Genomic DNA, 17,346 nt, shown 5'->3' with positions numbered 1-17,346 from the left:
GAGACTTTTCTTCCACTTTACTACTACATATACAACAGCTCAGGAATTACCGGATCCTCATCATAAACGCCTCGTACGGTCTTAAGTCCGCTTTGATTCCTGTTCTGTCCTTATAGTTTGCAATCTTAATATCCTCTTTATCGGACACATATTTCACAAGACCTTCTGTACTTACCGTATCCTCAGAAAGGTTTGCCACCACGATCCACTGCTCTTTGTCGGAAGTTCTTAAATATGCAAAGATCTTCTCGTCTTCCGGAAGAAGGAGCTGATAGTCACCTTCTGTGAGAAGCTCTTCCTCATGACGAAGACAGATCAAATCCTTATAATAATAAAACACGGAATCATTTTTTTCCAGAGCTTTTTTTACATTGATCTCCTGGTAACGATCAGAAAGGCGGAACCATGGCTTACCGGTTGTAAATCCTGCATTTTCGCTGTCATCCCACTGCATCGGAACCCTGGCATTGTCACGACTCTTGTTCCATACTGCCTTGCGGAAATCATCCTCAGAAATGGTTTTGTTCTTAACGACAAGATCCTGATATGCATTACGAACCTCGATATCCTCGTACTCCTCCAGCGGGAACTGCACGTTTGTCATACCGATTTCCTCTCCCTGATATACATAAGGAGTTCCCTGCATACCATGAAGAACGGTAGCATAAGCCTTTGCACATTCCTCGCGGTAAGTAGTGTCATTTCCCCATCTGGAGATCACACGTGGCTGGTCATGATTTTCAAAATACAGAGCATTCCAGCCCTTGTTATAAAGCTTGTTCTGCCACTCACTCATAACACGTTTCAGATCACGGAGATCAAAAGGCTTCAATTCCCACTTGCGGTTTACAGAGCCCGGAATACGGTCGATGTTCATATGCTCAAATGTGAAGATCATATTCAGCTCCTCACGCTCCGGATCTGTAAACAGTCTTGCAACCTCCGGTGTGGAGCCCGGCGCCTCACCTACCGTCATACAGTCATATTTTGAAAGCACCTCCCGGTTCATCTCATGGATAAACTCATGAAGTCTTGGTCCGTTGCTGTGATATTTTCCTGTATAATACTTGCGGCCATCCGTTTTCGGGTAATCCGGGAAGGACTGATCCTTGGAGATAGATGCGATCACATCCATGCGCCATCCGTCAGCACCTTTGTCCATCCAGAATTTCATAAGATCATAGATTTCCTTACGGACGGTTTCATTTTCCCAATTGAGATCCGGCTGTTTTCTGCTGTAAAAATGAAGGTAATACTGGCCGCGCTCTTCATCATATTCCCAGGCACTTCCACAGAAGCTGGAGCCCCAGTTGTTTGGCTCACTGCCGTCTGCTTTCGGATCCTTCCAGATATAATAATCACTGTATTTGCTGTCTTTTGATTTCCGGCTTTCCACAAACCATGCATGCTCATCGGAAGTATGGTTGACAACAAGATCCAGAATGATCTTGATACCATGCTCATGAGCTTTTCCGATCAGCTCATCCATGTCCTCGTTACTTCCGAAGCCCGCGTAGATCTTCCGGTAATCACTGATATCGTAACCGTTGTCGTCCTGTGGGGAGTCAAAAACAGGACTAAGCCAGATCACATCGATCCCAAGGTTCTGAAGGTAGGGGAGCTTTTCAATAATACCCTTGAGATCGCCGAAGCCGTCTCCGTTGGAGTCCTTAAAGCTTCTTGGATAAATCTGATATACAACGGAATTCTTCCACCAATCTTTCATTTCTTATGTCTCCTTTATTTTGCATTGAGCAGATATTTATAATCCGTATTTGCTGCTTATTTATATCCGGTCAGGTGTTCTTCAACTGCCCTTTTTGCGGTCAGTTATTTCGATATAACTTTTTTAGGCTTTTTATAGGCGGACCCTATACGGCCCGCCTTTTCATAATTCTGATCTTTATTCCTTATCCTTAAGGCTTATGCAATTCCAAGAAGAGAGAGAAGGATGCTCAGGATGATAACACCGATGATCAGAACTGTGATGCTGACATTTTTCTTTTTCAGCAGATAGTAACACAGAAGAGTCAGTCCAAGGGGAACAATGCCGATAAAAATCTGGTCCAACATGTTCTGTAGATTCAGAACAGATTCACCCTTCATGGTGAGTTCATAAGTGGAGTTAAAGGTTACCATGCTGGCAGTCATACCGCCGACCATGATCAGACCTACAATGCTGGCAGCCTTTGTCAGGATGTTCATAAGACCGCTTGCATAAACCTTCTGAATATATTCAGAACCAAGCTTGTAGCCCAGGAATGTTCCGTAATATTTCACAAGAATAGACGGAATGTTGAAAAGAAGCAGGAACACGATCGGTGCCAGAACGTTTCCGGATGCACCAAGTCCTACTGCGATTCCGGCTGCGATTACACGGAGAACGCCCCAGAAAATGGAATCACCGATACCGGCCAGAGGTCCCATCAGGGAAGATTTCACCGCATTGATGGAGCTTGCATCAAAATCCTTCTGCTCGCTGTTTTTCTTCTCCATGGATGCCACAAGACCCATGATGAATGTAGATAAGGTGATGGTTGTATTGAAGTAAGACATACTTCTTGTGAGGGCAGCTTTTTTGCCTTCCTCATCGTTTTTGTAAAATTTATTGATAAAAGGCATCAGGGAATAGCAGAAACCGGAAGCTCCCTGTTTTGCCGGGCTTACTGCCGCATACAGAGTGAAGGAACGCCAGAACGCTTTTCTCAGCATTTTTCTTTCATCTGCTGGAATGGATTTCGTTAAATTACTCATGAGAAAAATTCCTCCTCTTCTTCATCAAGATATTCGTCAGAACCACCGACCGGTGAAGCTGCCACTCTCTGCGCCGCAAGCTGGTTCAGCTTGTAATCATTCATACCAATGGAAATGGCAATGATCACACCGATCACGGCAAGAGCGATCAGCGGAAGCTTTAAGTATGCTGCAAGGACAAAGCCCAGGAAATAAAACATACAGATCTTGTTATCCCAGAGCATCTTCATCAACATTGCCATACCTACTGCCGGAAGAAGTCCGCCGCAAACTGTCAGACCATTCATAACAACATCCGGGATGGCATCCAGAAGTGCACTGACTGCATCAGATCCGAACAGGATCCCGAAAAATGCGAACAGGGAATATAAAAACCAGTTTACAGCCCAGAGCCCATAGTGAAGAGCAACGATCTGTTTTCTTTTCCTTCTGCCGCCAGACGGTCGAAGGTTTTTGCAAACATACCTACAATAAAAATATAGAGAACGGTCTTGATCTGAAGACCAAGGATACCGATTGGAAGTGCAAGTGTCAGGGCTACCTCAGAACCTTTGCCCAGCATGATGGCAAAGGCAGTTCCTACGGCTGTGGCGATTCCGGGTTCTGCCGCGGAAGCACCTCCGATGTTTACAACTCCCATAAATACGGCTTCCAGTGAAGCTCCGATGATCACTCCTGTATGAAGATCTCCAAGAAACAGACCTACCAGCGGTCCGATGACGATCGGACGGTTCAGCATGGTAAATCCGATCAGCTCTGCACCGCCGACACAGATAAATACGGCAAGTGCTACAAGAAATGCGTTTAACATTTTTTTCTTTCCTCCCTTTTTGTGCTACGTTTTATTTATTCAGTGGATGTCAGTCAAGCTTGTCCAGTACATCCTTCACAAGCTTCTGCTCATCATTGGGTACCTGCTGCATACAGGCCTTCGGATCAAGAGCCACCAGCTCTTTCAGTGCCTGCTGTTCTGCTTTTGTCAGCATGATAGTCGGGGTCAGGACAAGCTTCTCGGAAACATCGATTCCGTCAAAACGTCCTGTATTTCCTACATTAAGGAAGCCGATCTCGCCAACGCTCTGTCTTATCTTCAGAGCATCCTTTACCGTTCTTGTCAGAACCAGGATACGCATCCTGGATGCCTTCGGATTGTTTAAGATACGAATGGCTTCATCCACCGGTTTGATCAGCGATTTGATTCCGCCCGGTACGGCCATTTTCAATGCCATCTTCTGGGTATTGTCGTTGGCTGCCTCATCGTTGGCTACCACGATTCCCTGTACTGCCAGCTGTTTAGTCCAGGTCATGGCAACCTGTCCATGAATCAGACGGTCATCTACACGAAGTGCGGTAATCTTTGCTGTGGAATTATCATAGGACTGGAGAGCCAGAGCTTTTTTCGGTGCGGATTTTTTTGCATACGATGCAGCACCTTCTGAAATCTGCGCAGTATTTTCGATACCCTGTGCAGTATCTTCTTCAGCATTTTTTTCAGATGTGGATTTCTTTCCACCGCCAAGGTCTACCATCTGAAGCTCTTCTCTGGCATCATCGATAAACTCCTGGATCTCATCCTCTGTCACATCGTCATCTGCCATCATGACCTGCATCAGGACCGGAAGGTTGGTTCCTGTGATCAGCGTAACATTTTCTTTCTGGCTGTATCCCAGAAGCTTCTGATTTACACTTCCTCCCATCAGATCTGTGAAAACGAAAATCCTGTCGTTTTCATGCTGTGCGAAATATTCTTCAAACTTTTTCTCCACATTGTCTTCCGGTGTCACATAAGCGTCGATGGTTGTGATCTCATCCATTTTTCCAACGATCAGCTCTGCTGTATAACGAATGCCGGAGGCCATTTTTCCATGTGTGGCGATCAGAATCTGTTTCATCTGGTATTCACTCCTTCTGTACTCTTTCCCTTTGGTTATGTACCTAACCTTTGTGTTCACACTATAGCATCAAAATTAGGCTGTGTAAATAGGTTATGTACATAACCTATCATTGTAACAAGTTCAAAATCATGGTTTTGTGCAGGTTTCACATAGAACAGCAAATGCTTATTATCCACATCTTCAGCACAAACCCACACATGATAACTCTTTTACGATTTCAGGTAAATTTACAAAAAGCCGAAAATACTCTGACTGTCAGACACTGACAGTTCCCGTATATTTCGGCTTTTGATATCTTTATATCTCAGATTCTCTGTACTCTTTCTCTGTACTCTTACTATATTGAAAGTCCCGATTTTCTGTTTTTCACAGTTCTGCAGTGACTTCTCGTATCTACCCCCCTGATCAGATCAGGTACATTCTCTGCAGACTTACTTTTCCTCATGCTGCGGCTGTACAGATCTCCTGGGGATCAGCGTGACCGGAAGCATGATCTCATTTTCACGCTCTTTTTCCACTCCATTGATCCGTTCCATCAGAATTTCCACTGCAAGAGACGCCTTCTGCTCCACATTCTGGCTGATAGTAGTCAGACGAGGCACGGAAAATTCCGCATAGCTGATGTTATCGTATCCTGCAATTCCAATCTCCTCCGGAATCTTTACTCCACGACTGCTGAAAAAGCTGATAGCCTCCAATGCATAGAGGTCCGACAGGAAAAACAGTGCGGCCTTTGGTTTTTTCCGCTGGAGCAGCCACGCATAGCTTTCTTTTCGTTTGGCGTAGTTCATTCCAAGAGCAGTAAACTGCACCTTCTGCTTTTTCTTTGCAAAATCCTTCGCCGCCCGCTGAGCGCCCATGTAACGAAGATGGTCCACACCATTATCACGGCCTGCACAAACCTGGATATGCTCATAGCCGCATTCCAGAAGATATTTTGTCATAAGATAGCCGCCGCTTTCGTCGTCCAGTCCGATATTCAGGACATGTTTTTCCTGGCCTGCATCAAGCTCACCGTATGCATCAATGGAAACGATCGGTTTGTTGATCAGCTGATAGATCTTTTCACAGTTGCTTTTGCTGAAGGAGATGGCAATAACGCCATCTACATCCCAGCCCATGACCATCTGGAATATCTTATCTGTATCCTTTGCGGAATACAGCATCAGATAATATCCCAGCTCCTGCACGTATTTCTCGATAAAACCGATGATCTTTCCATAAAAAGGATCTCCGATGATAGAATCCCTGAAGTCTTTATGATAATTGATCACAACTGCGATCAGCTGGGATTTTTCTTTATTCAGAACTCTCAGTCCCATTTTCTGGACATATCCCATTTCCCGGATAAGATTCTCGATCTTCTGAATATTGGCAGGAGATACTTTTTTGTTTTTCCATGTATGACATTGGAAACAGTTGTTGTACTCACGCCTGCTCTTTGTGCGATTTCCTTAATCGTTGCCATTATCTTTCCTCCAGAGATATTTCTGTGCGGAAGCCACTGCATTGGCTCCATCTGAAACAGCAGTTACTATCTGGCGAAGTGCCTTGGTACGAATATCCCCCGCTGCAAAAACCCCAGGTGCGCTGGTAACCCCCTCTTCTCCTGCACAGATATATCCATTTTCATCCAGCTTGAGCTGATCCTTTACAAGTGTCGTATTAGGAACGATCCCCACAGCAATGAAAACACCATCTGCGGTCAGCTCCCTCTCTTCATTTGTTTTTATATTACGGATCTTAAGACCGGTCACTTCGTCCTGTCCCAGGATCTCAAGGGGAACACTGTCCCACACCATTTCTATATTCTCACAGGCAAAAATTTTCTCCTGAAGTGTCTGATCTGCTCGAAGCGCATCACGGCGATGAACAAGATATACCCTTTCACAGAGGCCGGAAAGAAAAACTGCATCCTCTGCTGCCACGTTTCCTCCCCCCACTACCACTGCGGTCCGATCCTTATAAAAAGCTCCGTCACAGGTAGCGCAGTAGGAAACACCAAGGCCGCTCAGATCATCCTCTCCCGGGATATCAAGTTTCCGGTGCTCTGCCCCAAATGCAAGGATCAGAGATTTCGCCTGATATTCATGCTTTTTTGTACGGATCGTCTTGATCTCTCCGGAAATATTTTCCAGGGAAAGAATCTTCTCTCGCTGCGGTTCCAAGCCCAGCTTCCGGGCATGTGCCCCAAAGGCTTCTCCGAGATCCATGCCCGATATCCCCGGCATTCCCGGATAATTATCCACCGCATAGGTAGCTGTGACCTGGCCGCCCGGTGCAAAGTTTTTATCGATCCATATGGTATTTAACCTGGCCCTGGACGCATAGATCGCTGCCGTGATCCCTGCCGGACCTCCGCCTAAAATTGCAAGATCATAAATATCACTCATGTTATTTCTCCATTTTTGTATATTTCCGCTCACATAATATCATAGATTCCGTAATTTTCCAATATGATAGAACAAAGCGCCACTCTGAAAGGACGTTACTGTTTGCTTCGAGACCATCAGCACTCTACACATGGTATATGTCTGTAAACAGTAATGAAAGATTGTCTTATGTCTCTTAAAATCAGGAAAAATAAATCTTCTATTTTCATCACTCTGCTTCTTATCCTGGCACTTCTCACCGGCCTTACTGCCGGTTATTTTTCCACTCACGGGATCACAGAAAACGGAAAATTCGAAGCCTTTTCCGGAAAAGTTTTTCAAAATGAAGTTTCCGGCAGCACCCTTACCCTCCATTATACCCTGGCACATCCGGAAAAACAGGGTATCCGGCGAAAAAAAGCTTCTCTTGGCACTGTCCCCACAGATATGAAAAATACATACCAGATCTGCAGCCAGTACGAAAAAAGCTGAAATCCTTCCGCTACAGCCGCCTTTCCACGGAAAATCAGCTGACGCTGGACTCCATGCTCCTCTATTACCACACGGAAAAATCACTGGGCGACAATTATCTGCTTCAGGAGCCTCTTGGCCCAAGTCTTGGTATTCAGGCTCAGCTTCCGGTTCTTCTGGCGGAATATGCCTTTTATGAAGATCGTGATATCACCGACTATCTCACTCTTCTCACCACCATCCGCCCATACTTTCGGAGCATCCTGGAATTTGAGAAAAAGAAATCCGAAGCTGGTTTTTTATGAGTGACACCACACTGGACCGGATCCTTGCACAATGCAGTGCTTTTATCCAGAATCCCGACAACAATTATATGCTGGAAATTTTCCAGAAAAAGCTATCCGAATATGGAAAACTTCCTTCCTCAGAGCAGAACGCTCTGGTCCTGACCCACCAAAATCTTATGAAAACAGAAGTCATCCCAGCCTATCAGGAACTTATGACCGGTCTGGAAGCTTTGCGTGGCACAGGAAAAAACACTCGTGGCCTGACTTATTTCAAGGGAGGAAAAGCCTACTATCTCTATCTTCTTCAGAGTCAGACCGGCTCTTACGTTCCTGTAAAGCAAATGGAAAAACGACTCTCCGGACAGCTTTCCGACGAGATCGGCATCGCAGGAACCATACTTCGACAAAACCCGGAGCTTCTGACTACTCTCAGCCGGGGAATCACTTTCAGAGAAATAAAGCCTGCCCAGATGCTGAATGCCTTGCAGCAGAAGATCCAAACAGACTTCCCACCTCTCACAGATGTCACCTTTGAGCTCCGCACAGTCCACGATTCCATGAAAGAATATCTAAGCCCCGCCTTTTATCTCACCCCACCTATGGATACCGGAACCCCCAATGTGATCTACATAAATCCGGCTGCCAGCTACCAGGGTCTGGAGCTTTTTACCACACTGGCACATGAAGGATTCCCGGGGCATCTTTACCAGACTGTCACCTTCCAACGCCAAAAATCCTCCAACATCCGAAATCTTCTCTGCACCTCCGGCTTTGCAGAAGGATGGGCCACCTACATCGAACCCTATGCCTACCAGTACGCCGCCGATTATATTCAGGATCCTTCTGCCACAGAGCTTGCCAGGATCTCCTGGCTGAACCGAAGCATCAATTTATGCATGTACTCCCTTCTGGACATTGAGATCCATTACAACGGCTGGACTCAGGCCGAAGCCGCCAGCTTTCTGAAAGCCTTTGGTATCGAAGACAGCGCCGTTGTCTCCGAGATCTACCAGTATATCCTGGAAACCCCGGGAAATTATTTGAAATACTACTGGGGCTACTTAAGTCTTCTGGACTTATGCACTTCCGAACAGAACCGCCTTGGCCAGGACTTTGATCTGAAAGCTTTCCACAGCCAGGTACTGAAGATCGGTGGTGTACAGTTCCCGGTGCTGGAGAAGTATATTGATGCGGAATTTTGAAACTGTTTTTTCACTCCAACCCAGCAAAAAACAGTTCATAAAAATCATCCTCACCCTCAAGCATCGGAGAATTCTCTCCGCCGCCATTGGTACTCCTCTTCATCGCTGCATAAAATTCCTCACCAGCTGCGATCAGATCCATCTCATAAACCGGAACCCCAAGCTCCCGGCACTTCTTACAGAAAGCAGCCAGCGGCTCTTTCTCCCTGCGGGTAGCAAGCAACATCTCCCGAAGCGCCGGGTCCCTGCGGGCCTTTTCCTTCAGATTATCAAGCATCTCCACAACTTCCATCAGACTCGATCCCCCTTCACACAGCTTCTGAACAGCACATCCAGTTCCGGAATCTCTTTTTTCAGAGAAACCAGCTCCCCATTCCTGGTAAAACAATGCTTCGAGGAAGCCTCTGTACAAACCTCACTTCTGGTCACATTAAAAAACTCATAAGCCAGCTCCAGAACCACACCACTGTACTTCTTCACCGAAACCGAAATCCCAACTACATCATCAAAAAGCACCGGCTTCTTATAAGAAACTGAAACCTCTGCAACCGGAGAAACAATCCCCCGCTTCTCCACCTCACCATAACCAAAGCCCAACTCCTTCATGAAATCGATCCGAGCCTCTTCCATCCATTTCACATAATTGGAATGATGGATGATCCCCATCTGATCCGTCTCATGATACTGTGCCTTACGCCTGTAAACACCCATGTTTATATCCTCTCTTCTGTAAAAATCTGACATTTGTCACCAGTAACAAAATATCCTCTTTATTTCTCACAAACCATACTCTTTATACAACTCCCTACAAGCCTCCGCACTGTCTATGATTTTCCCAATCTCATCCATTCGACCATCCGCGATCAAACGATTGATCAACATCCTCATCCTCGTTTCTCCAATAGCCTCGCCCTCTGCTTTTCCTTCTGCTTTTCCAATAATTTTCCCACGTGCTTCTCCCAGCTCAAACAAGCGTTCCGATTCCAACTGTAAAACCTTTCCACCCATAACCTCATCTATTCCTTTCTTGATTTTTTCTTCTTTTCGGAAAATATAATCTGATATCCTTACAATCAATCTAGTGGATCTCACATGACTAAAGTCACATGCTCCTCAGTCGCTTTAAGCGACAAGGCTAAATATCGGCGGATACGCCTGTAGCTTAGGATATGCACAGTCATGCGCTTTTTCCATGCCAGATATGGCAGGTTCCCACACTGCAGGTAATCCGCTGTATATCTGCCTGTGTTTATGCTGCTCTTAAGAGTTCCATTTCTGAAAATAGTTCTCTTAAGTCCGCATATACACATGAGATCCTACGCTTTACTGAAGGGACTTTTGCCTCCAGCAAAGACCTTTCCGTTGCCGGAAGGGGTTTTAAGAGTTCCCGGATAAAATATCTTGCTCCAATATTATAGGACGCCGAAAGATCACAGTTATATCTTTTTCCATTCTGGAATGTACATAAACTGTGATTGCCTGGATCACGGACAACTGTTCCCGACCCATCACAGGCAAGCCTGCTGGTATTCCATGCACAGATCCTGGATATCCGCATCCCTCTGCGATGCGCCTGATGTTCACATCTTATCTGGATATCCCTTTTTCTCCACAAATGCAGCTTCTGTTTCTTTCTTCCGGATATCTTTCCTTTTGTTTCCAGATACTCAAACACGATCACATCCGCGTGGTTTTCTTCCGCATATCCTGCAACTGCTCCTGCGATCTTTCTTCCAAGTTCTGTGTTAAGACGCTTCGCATAAGCCCATCTGCTTTTCACCTGTACAGGACCATGTTCCCGCTGGAACCTGCGTATCCGTCCCAGCACACGGTACATCCGGTCTTTTTCACTGGGAAAATCAATAAATTTTCTTCCCAGGACAGTTCCATCTGACCGCATAATAGTGCAGACTGCATCCGTATTGATCCCTAAATCCACACTGCAGATGATCTGTTCTTTTACAGGTGCCTTTGTAAGCGGCACCTCTTCTGTATAAGAAAAACGCAGGAAGTATTTACGATGCCTTTTTTCCAGCACGGGAGCTGCTGTTCTTTTTCCCGCCCAGTATTTCCTCAGATATTCCATATCTGTATGGCTGAGACTGACCCGGAACCATTTCCAGTCATGGCCGTCATAAAGTTTCAGGTACGCTCCATCTTTTTCCTCCGTATCTTCACGGTACATCACATCACGGTAAAATACCGGCATAGCATGATTACCACACACCAGCTTCGGCGTGCCGCCTTTCTTATCCATTTTTTTCCACAGTTCCAGCCTCGTCTTATATGAGGATACGCTTCCCAAGGCATGCTGGATAGCTGCCCTTCTGAGATAAGAAGGCATCTTTGGAAATCGCAGGTCAAAATCAAACCTTGCCTGATTCTTTTTTGTGGTATGCACCAGATGTTCTGCAGTATTGAAACGTTTTTTAGGTTCCGTGATCACTGCCAGTTCATCCCATGCCTGGGCATAGATCTCAATCAGGCAGCTGACCGCAGTGCGATAAATATCCAGTGTCTGGCGGATCGGAATATTCTGTTTTCGCAATCCTACGCCATAACTGGATACTGTCCTCATCTTTTCTCCTCTTTCTTACAAATATAAAAACGTGTTCATTCAGATTACTGTTTTTCTTTTTGCCCTTCGATGTAAGAACATACCTGTTCCCTGCTCCTGTCACTTACCGTCACTGCACAATAAGATGGATTCCACAGATGCCCTCCCCAAAGCTCCTTCTTCAGTTCTGGATGCACAAGAAACATCTGCCTGGCAATGTTCCCCTTCATGATCTTGATCATATCCGAGATATAAAACTGTGGTCTGCAATCTACAAGCAGATGGATATGATCCGGCATAACCTCCATTGCCAGAATCTGAAATTTATATTCTTCTGCAAGGTCACAGAGCATTTCTTTGCATTCTGCATCAATACCATCTTTTAAAACTTTTTTCCGATATTTTGTACACCATACCAGATGGTACTGCAGTGAATACACATATCCTCTACCATATGAAAGTCCATTATTATTGATATTAAATATATTTTTCTCCATGTTTTTATTATACCATACGCAAGAAGAGTTTGCAAACATTTGTTCTGTTCATTTTCAAAAATAGTGCGTCTAACTCATCACTACTGAAGTAACGAGAATGCGACGCACAGTTATTCAATAATCTTCGTAGTTTCTCAGAATCCTCACCTATTATATGCGCCGACTCCTCGTATCTCATTACATAAAACGGAAGTAACATCAGTAAATTCTTCTCAAAAATGCTATCCTTTGTATAACGCTCCACCTTCACCGTCGGAACACGATATACACACACCTGCCCATCCGGAAGCAGCAGCTCCACTTCCTCAACATCCGGCGTATTCTTCGTAGATCTTAAATAAATTACACATGATCTCGGAAACTCCACATAAAACTTCCGTCCTACTCTCCGCCTACTCTCCAAAGCAATCGCAAAATCATACTCAAACATTCGGATCGCCATCGTAGTATCATCCGTACTCTGACACTCAATATGATACACCTTATCCCCGATCAAAAGCTGGGCATCCGTGATCAGTTCCCCGTCCTCCAGCTGATGCTCATTCCGAAGATGCACGATCTTCACATCCTTCGGATATGAGGTATGAAACACCTCGCTGATAAGCGGAACGAGCAGGTAAGTCATCTTCTCCACCATTGTCCGGAAAACATCGTCAAATATAGTATTGTTATTCATTAACACTCCTACTGATATATAAATTATACCATACAAAGAAAACATAAAAACCCCATAAAACGGATTTTCAGAACCTTCACAGTAACAAAAATGGAAAACGCTTCAGAACCCGAAGCTCCAAGAATGTCCATACAGACAAAAGATCTTATAAGATATACCAACCATACCATACACCAGAAAAAATCACGCAAAACCCATCCAAAAATTCCACCACAATTCGACACACTCCCAGTCGACAACGAAGCACCTCGACACACTCCCAGCCGACAGCGAAGCACCTCGACACACTCCCAGCCGACAGCGAAGCACCTCGACACACTCCCAGCCGACAGCGAAGCGCCTCGGCCCACCCCCTTCCCATCAAACCCCAAGGAAACTCAGCCTTTCCTCCACGCCGTCCAGCGCAGCGCTGACGGCTCATCCAACTCCAGCCCAGCCACCCTAGCCCTACCGCCTTGAACCTCACAGCCCGAGCCGGGGATGCTGTCTGGTCTGCCTCTGCAGGAGGGGAGCTGATTCTTGGCTGCCGGAAATCTGCGTTGTTTTTCAAAAGTCCGCTGTCTGAGCGGCTGCAAGACGCGAGTTCGGACTTTTGGAAAACGCTTTTAGCAGATTCCCGGCAGCCTAGAAGCCAGCCCCCGACGAAGCCGCAGACCAGACAGCATCCCCGGCTCGGGCGTACGTTCACCCCCACCACCCTCTTCCCACCAAAATAAAAATCTGCTATAATACAACCACACAACAAAAATCAAAAATAACAAAGCGAACAATCACCAATCAATCGCATTCAAAATCCAAAGAAAGACAAGGTAAAACATAAATGAAATTTCCACCCAACATCAAAATCCCCGACTCCCTCAAAGGAGTCTTCAAAAAAAGCTCCACCCCGGATCCCCTTAGAGAACCCCGGCGCAACCCCAAGGACAACATCCCCCTGAACTTCCGCGAACGCAGCAATGCCCGCGTAAGTCTTATGGCATCCGTCATCGTCCTTGCGATCCTGGTCCTCTTCTTCAATCAGCTGGACTACCGCCTCATCCGCAAACCAGCCATAGACGCCCAGAAAAAAGCCACGGCAGTCAAAGCCAAGGCTGATCAGGAAGCAGCCGACACCACTGCCGAAACTACCACTGCCTCCGTCATCGCAGTAGGCGACAACCTCTATCACCAGAGTCTCATCGACGCAGGCGCATCCTCTGACGGCAACTGGAACTACGACAAGATCTACACCCACATCCAGGACGCCATCAAGGACGCAGACATCAAAATGATCGATCAGGAAACCGTCTTCACAACCGACCATGACAGCGTAAGCTCCTACCCATCCTTTGCAACACCCACAGAAGTAGGAGACGCCATTATAAAAGCAGGATTCAACGTAGTAGAATCCGCCAACAACCACATCGATGACTTCGGAGAAGGCTTCCTCACAGACACACTGAACTTCTGGAAAACCAAATATCCGGATGTCACACTTCTGGGGATCCACGACTCCCAGGAAGATGCCGACACCGTCAAGATCCGTGAAGTAAACGGTATCAAGATCGCATTTCTGGATTACACCTACGGCACAAACGTAGGCGGCATTGAAGGAAAAGACTACATGATCGACATGATCCGCAAAGACAAGATCACAGCCATGATCCAGAAAGCAAAACAGCAGGCCGACTGCATCATCTTTGTAGCACACTGGGGTACCGAAGACGAAACCATGCCAAACGAATACGAAAAACAGTGGGCAGCCTACCTTATGGAGCAGGGCGTAAATGTCATCATCGGCGGACATCCACATGTACTCCAGCCATATGGCCGCCTTACTGATGACAAAGGCAATGAAACTGTAGTCTTCTACTCTCTGGGAAATTTCGTATCCACCCAGCAGAAGCTGGAAGAACTTCTCGGCGGAATGGCAAAATTCACCATTCAGAAAACCGTACAGGACGGCAAGACCTCAATTGAGATCCTGACCCCTACAGTGGAACCTCTGGTCATGCATTACAACAGCGATGCCGGTGAATTCGGACCATATATGCTTTCCGATTACACAGAAGAACTTGCATCTCAGAACGGTGTACAGTCATACATTGGCTCCGGTGTATTCACTCTTGACAACCTGAAAAAGAAGTTCAACGAGATCATGTCCATGAATGTCACTCCATCCACAGGAACCAACCTCCTGGATGTGACCATTGACACAGACCTGAATATGATCGATGCATCCGGAAATGTCGTAGAAGATACCGACTCCATCACAGCAGATAAATATTACGCAGATAAAGGCATTGACATCACTTCCGAAGACTTTAACTCTGCTGATAATAACTCAGGCAGCACAGACGACTCCTCGGATGACGGTTCCTACGACGACAGTTACTCTGACGACGGTTCCTACGACGACGGTTCCTATGATGATGGTTCCTACGACGACGGTTCCTACGACGACGGTTCCTACGATGATGGTTCCTACGATGATGGTTCCTACGATGATGGTTCCTACGATGATAGCGAAGAATAGCGATAACTTTTCGTAACCAGTTTATACCCAGATCCATAAAACACCGGAGATCCGGCACCTCTGAAGCCAACACTTCAAAGGTACACAGATCTCCGGTATTTTTATTTTATCTTTTATATTTTCTTTCAAAGATTTCGCTATACAGAATATCAGTATGTAAATATACCAACTCCATAAGCTTCCAAAGGATATGCAAAAGAAAATTCCCGGTTGTCACAATTTTTCTTTTCGGCTTTAAATACCTTGCCCTTCGGAAGAAGCCCCTGCTCATCCATGATCAGCTTGTACTGTTTTTTCTTCGGAACGCCTACACGGTAATCCGGACGTGCTACTGGTGTAAAGTTGCATACTATCAGGATATTATTACGTCTTGTAGGAGATTTTCTCACAAAGCTGAAGATACTTCTGTCGCCATCGTTGGCATTGATCCACTCAAATGCAGATGGATCATTATCTGCACCGTAAAGTGCCGGATATTTGCGGTAGATATGCAGAAGATCACTGACATACTGCTGCAGCTTCTGATGATTTTCCTCGCCAAGAAGATACCAGTCAAGCTCTCTGGCCTCACTCCACTCACGCAGCTGTCCGAAATCCTGTCCCATAAACAGAAGCTTCTTACCCGGATGCCCGAACATAAAAGTATATCCGGCCTTCAGGTTCTTGAATTTATCATCCAGCTCTCCTGGCATCTTCTCCAGCATAGAACACTTCAGATGTACTACCTCATCATGAGACAGAACCAGAACATATTTCTCACTGTATGCATAAGTCATAGAAAATGTCATCTTATTATGATTAAATTTACGGAAATATGGATCTAGCTTCATGTATTCCAGGAAGTCGTTCATCCAGCCCATATTCCACTTCAGAGAGAATCCAAGCCCGTCGTCTTCTGCCTTACCTGTTACCATCGGCCATGCGGTAGATTCCTCTGCGATCATGACAGTTCCATGATTTCTTCCGAGAACAACGGTATTCAGATGCTTAAAAAATTCAATAGCCTCCAGATTCTTGTTTCCGCCGTATTTATTGGCGATCCACTCACCGTCTTTCTTACCGTAATCCAGGTAGAGCATGGATGCAACCGCATCTACACGAAGACCATCAACGTGGCATTCCTCTACCCAGTAAAGAGCGTTTGCGATCAGGAAATTCTTCACCTCCGGACGTCCGTAATTGTAGATCTTGGTTCCCCAATCCGGATGCTCACCCTGTCTCGGATCTGCATGCTCATATACAGCAGTTCCGTCAAAGTTAACCAGTCCGTGTGCATCCTTCGGAAAATGTGCCGGTACCCAGTCAAGAATGATACCGATTTTCTGACGGTGAAGATAATCCACCAGATATTTGAAATCCTGCGGTGTTCCGTAGCGGGAAGTCGGTGCGTAATAGCCGGTTACCTGATAGCCCCAGGAACCGTCAAAAGGATGCTCTGCGATACCCATAAGTTCCACATGGGTGTATCCCATTTTTTTGACATACTGTGCAAGCTTCGGCGCCAGTTCTCTGTAGGAATAGAAACCATCCTCATCCTCTGCTGTCTGCGGATGCTTCATCCAGGAACCCGGATGCACCTCATAGATAGACATGGCACCTGTGTCCGGATCAAAGTTCTCGCGATTTTTCATCCAGGTATCATCTTTCCATTTATAGTTGGTGATATCTGTAATACGAGAAGCTGTTCCGGGACGCATTTCAGCGGCATTGGCATATGGATCTGCCTTGTAAAGCTCCTCACCATGTGCACCTGTAATGTAAAATTTATACAGCTGTCCGATCTTCGCTCCCGGTACAAATGTCTCATAAACACCAATGGGTCCAACTTTTTTCATGGGATTCTTCTCCGTATCCCATTCGTTGAATTCACCTATAACAGAAACCGCCTGTGCATTAGGTGCCCACACTGCAAAATAAACCCCTTTTTCCGGTTCTGCGTGTCCGGATGTGCTCCCAGCTTCCTGTAAATATCATAATTCGTGCCCTGACCGAACAGATACTGGTCAAGCTCCGTAAATTGTAATTTTTTCCCATTTTCAGGTACCTCCCTTTATAGTTCTGCCACCGTCCATTCCCCAATTTTAAGTGGAATTTTTTATTCTATAATTATACCAATCCCC

16 protein-coding genes and 2 pseudogenes are annotated in these 17,346 nt (G+C 45.8%); 4 read left to right on the top strand and 14 right to left on the bottom strand.

The genetic code is table 11. From position 1 onward, the window contains the following. Window positions 1-46 precede the first annotated feature (46 nt). From CK1_RS05910 to trxB, 7 genes and pseudogenes are all read right to left on the bottom strand, one after another. Window positions 47-1,726, bottom strand: a complete 1,680-nt coding sequence (locus CK1_RS05910; RefSeq protein ID WP_015525375.1) for a glycoside hydrolase family 13 protein — start codon at window positions 1,724-1,726, stop codon at window positions 47-49. 197 nt (window positions 1,727-1,923) lie between these two features. Then, window positions 1,924-2,754: a PTS system mannose/fructose/sorbose family transporter subunit IID gene (locus CK1_RS05905; protein WP_015525374.1), complete on the bottom strand. Its 831-nt coding sequence runs from the start codon at window positions 2,752-2,754 to the stop codon at window positions 1,924-1,926. Next, window positions 2,751-3,565 (bottom strand): annotated as a pseudogene (locus tag CK1_RS05900) (PTS mannose/fructose/sorbose/N-acetylgalactosamine transporter subunit IIC). Before CK1_RS05900 ends, CK1_RS05905 begins: the two are co-directional and overlap by 4 nt. Window positions 3,566-3,614: 49 nt before the next feature. Continuing rightward, entirely contained in the window at window positions 3,615-4,646 is a 1,032-nt protein-coding gene (locus tag CK1_RS05895) for a PTS sugar transporter subunit IIAB (RefSeq protein ID WP_015525371.1), read from the bottom strand. 434 nt (window positions 4,647-5,080) lie between these two features. Next, entirely contained in the window at window positions 5,081-5,971 is an 891-nt protein-coding gene (locus CK1_RS05890) for a LacI family DNA-binding transcriptional regulator (RefSeq protein WP_306288792.1), read from the bottom strand. Beyond that, entirely contained in the window at window positions 5,962-6,117 is a 156-nt protein-coding gene (locus tag CK1_RS05885; protein ID WP_306288791.1) for a LacI family DNA-binding transcriptional regulator, read from the bottom strand. The genes CK1_RS05890 and CK1_RS05885 overlap by 10 nt, the downstream gene beginning before the upstream one ends. Then, window positions 6,104-7,042 carry a thioredoxin-disulfide reductase gene (gene trxB / locus CK1_RS05880; RefSeq protein ID WP_015525369.1) on the bottom strand — a complete coding sequence of 313 codons (939 nt, stop codon included), beginning with the start codon at window positions 7,040-7,042 and terminating at the stop codon, window positions 6,104-6,106. The genes CK1_RS05885 and trxB overlap by 14 nt, the downstream gene beginning before the upstream one ends. 168 nt (window positions 7,043-7,210) lie before the next feature. Between trxB and CK1_RS05875 the strand changes: the two genes are divergently transcribed. Genes CK1_RS05875 through CK1_RS05865 form a run of 3 tightly spaced genes read left to right on the top strand, consistent with a single transcriptional unit; the run spans window position 7,211 to window position 8,981 of the window. Continuing rightward, window positions 7,211-7,513, top strand: coding sequence for a hypothetical protein (locus CK1_RS05875; protein ID WP_015525368.1), 303 nt, complete (start codon window positions 7,211-7,213; stop codon window positions 7,511-7,513). Between the two features lie 53 nt (window positions 7,514-7,566). After that, on the top strand, window positions 7,567-7,797 hold the full coding sequence (locus tag CK1_RS18785) for a hypothetical protein (protein ID WP_015525367.1): 231 nt from the start codon (window positions 7,567-7,569) through the stop codon (window positions 7,795-7,797). Next, a complete protein-coding gene (locus CK1_RS05865; protein WP_015525366.1) occupies window positions 7,794-8,981 on the top strand; it encodes a DUF885 domain-containing protein in 1,188 nt (395 codons plus the stop codon). The genes CK1_RS18785 and CK1_RS05865 overlap by 4 nt, the downstream gene beginning before the upstream one ends. A 10-nt stretch (window positions 8,982-8,991) precedes the next feature. Here the strand turns inward: CK1_RS05865 and CK1_RS05860 are convergent, their stop codons facing one another. The 6 genes from CK1_RS05860 to CK1_RS05835 form a co-directional block, all read right to left on the bottom strand. Continuing rightward, complete coding sequence (locus CK1_RS05860; RefSeq protein ID WP_015525365.1) at window positions 8,992-9,273, bottom strand: hypothetical protein; 282 nt, start codon at window positions 9,271-9,273, stop codon at window positions 8,992-8,994. After that, window positions 9,273-9,692, bottom strand: a complete 420-nt coding sequence (locus CK1_RS05855; protein WP_306288790.1) for an acyl-CoA thioesterase — start codon at window positions 9,690-9,692, stop codon at window positions 9,273-9,275. The genes CK1_RS05860 and CK1_RS05855 overlap by 1 nt, the downstream gene beginning before the upstream one ends. A 66-nt stretch (window positions 9,693-9,758) precedes the next feature. Beyond that, the gene (locus tag CK1_RS05850; protein ID WP_173758292.1) at window positions 9,759-10,058 is read right to left on the bottom strand and encodes a hypothetical protein; all 300 of its coding nucleotides are present in this window, start codon (window positions 10,056-10,058) and stop codon (window positions 9,759-9,761) included. Between the two features lie 172 nt (window positions 10,059-10,230). Then, the gene (locus tag CK1_RS05845; protein ID WP_015525363.1) at window positions 10,231-11,559 is read right to left on the bottom strand and encodes a transposase; all 1,329 of its coding nucleotides are present in this window, start codon (window positions 11,557-11,559) and stop codon (window positions 10,231-10,233) included. 44 nt (window positions 11,560-11,603) lie between these two features. Continuing rightward, a complete protein-coding gene (gene tnpA, locus CK1_RS05840) occupies window positions 11,604-12,035 on the bottom strand; it encodes an IS200/IS605 family transposase (RefSeq protein ID WP_021651194.1) in 432 nt (143 codons plus the stop codon). A 7-nt stretch (window positions 12,036-12,042) separates the two neighbouring features. Beyond that, a complete protein-coding gene (locus CK1_RS05835; protein WP_015525361.1) occupies window positions 12,043-12,711 on the bottom strand; it encodes a hypothetical protein in 669 nt (222 codons plus the stop codon). A gap of 973 nt (window positions 12,712-13,684) precedes the next feature. Here CK1_RS05835 and CK1_RS05830 point away from each other — a divergent pair. Next, the gene (locus CK1_RS05830) at window positions 13,685-15,226 is read left to right on the top strand and encodes a CapA family protein (RefSeq protein WP_306288789.1); all 1,542 of its coding nucleotides are present in this window, start codon (window positions 13,685-13,687) and stop codon (window positions 15,224-15,226) included. A 149-nt stretch (window positions 15,227-15,375) separates the two neighbouring features. Here CK1_RS05830 and glgB read toward each other — a convergent pair. Beyond that, window positions 15,376-17,222, bottom strand: a pseudogene (gene glgB / locus CK1_RS05825) (1,4-alpha-glucan branching protein GlgB). Window positions 17,223-17,346 lie beyond the last annotated feature (124 nt).

The organism is Ruminococcus sp. SR1/5 (assembly GCF_000209835.1).
Lineage (GTDB): Bacteria > Bacillota > Clostridia > Lachnospirales > Lachnospiraceae > Blautia_A > Blautia_A fusiformis.
Note: the sequence above shows the minus strand (reverse complement) of the source record. Positions and strands in the feature narration are given on the sequence as shown.

Bases quoted from the DNA above. Each gene is read 5' to 3' on its own strand.
- CK1_RS05860 (WP_015525365.1), bottom strand. From the start codon at position 9,273: ATGGAAGTTGTGGAGATGCTTGATAATCTGAAGGAAAAGGCCCGCAGG.
- trxB (WP_015525369.1), bottom strand. From the start codon at position 7,042: ATGAGTGATATTTATGATCTTGCAATTTTAGGCGGAGGTCCGGCAGGG.
- CK1_RS05830 (WP_306288789.1), top strand. From the start codon at position 13,685: ATGGCATCCGTCATCGTCCTTGCGATCCTGGTCCTCTTCTTCAATCAG.
- CK1_RS05875 (WP_015525368.1), top strand. From the start codon at position 7,211: ATGTCTCTTAAAATCAGGAAAAATAAATCTTCTATTTTCATCACTCTG.
- CK1_RS05895 (WP_015525371.1), bottom strand. From the start codon at position 4,646: ATGAAACAGATTCTGATCGCCACACATGGAAAAATGGCCTCCGGCATT.
- CK1_RS05910 (WP_015525375.1), bottom strand. From the start codon at position 1,726: ATGAAAGATTGGTGGAAGAATTCCGTTGTATATCAGATTTATCCAAGA.
- tnpA (WP_021651194.1), bottom strand. From the start codon at position 12,035: ATGGAGAAAAATATATTTAATATCAATAATAATGGACTTTCATATGGT.
- CK1_RS05835 (WP_015525361.1), bottom strand. From the start codon at position 12,711: ATGAATAACAATACTATATTTGACGATGTTTTCCGGACAATGGTGGAG.
- CK1_RS05855 (WP_306288790.1), bottom strand. From the start codon at position 9,692: ATGGGTGTTTACAGGCGTAAGGCACAGTATCATGAGACGGATCAGATG.
- CK1_RS05845 (WP_015525363.1), bottom strand. From the start codon at position 11,559: ATGAGGACAGTATCCAGTTATGGCGTAGGATTGCGAAAACAGAATATT.
- CK1_RS05905 (WP_015525374.1), bottom strand. From the start codon at position 2,754: ATGAGTAATTTAACGAAATCCATTCCAGCAGATGAAAGAAAAATGCTG.
- CK1_RS18785 (WP_015525367.1), top strand. From the start codon at position 7,567: ATGCTCCTCTATTACCACACGGAAAAATCACTGGGCGACAATTATCTG.
- CK1_RS05890 (WP_306288792.1), bottom strand. From the start codon at position 5,971: ATGGGACTGAGAGTTCTGAATAAAGAAAAATCCCAGCTGATCGCAGTT.
- CK1_RS05865 (WP_015525366.1), top strand. From the start codon at position 7,794: ATGAGTGACACCACACTGGACCGGATCCTTGCACAATGCAGTGCTTTT.
- CK1_RS05885 (WP_306288791.1), bottom strand. From the start codon at position 6,117: ATGGCAACGATTAAGGAAATCGCACAAAGAGCAGGCGTGAGTACAACA.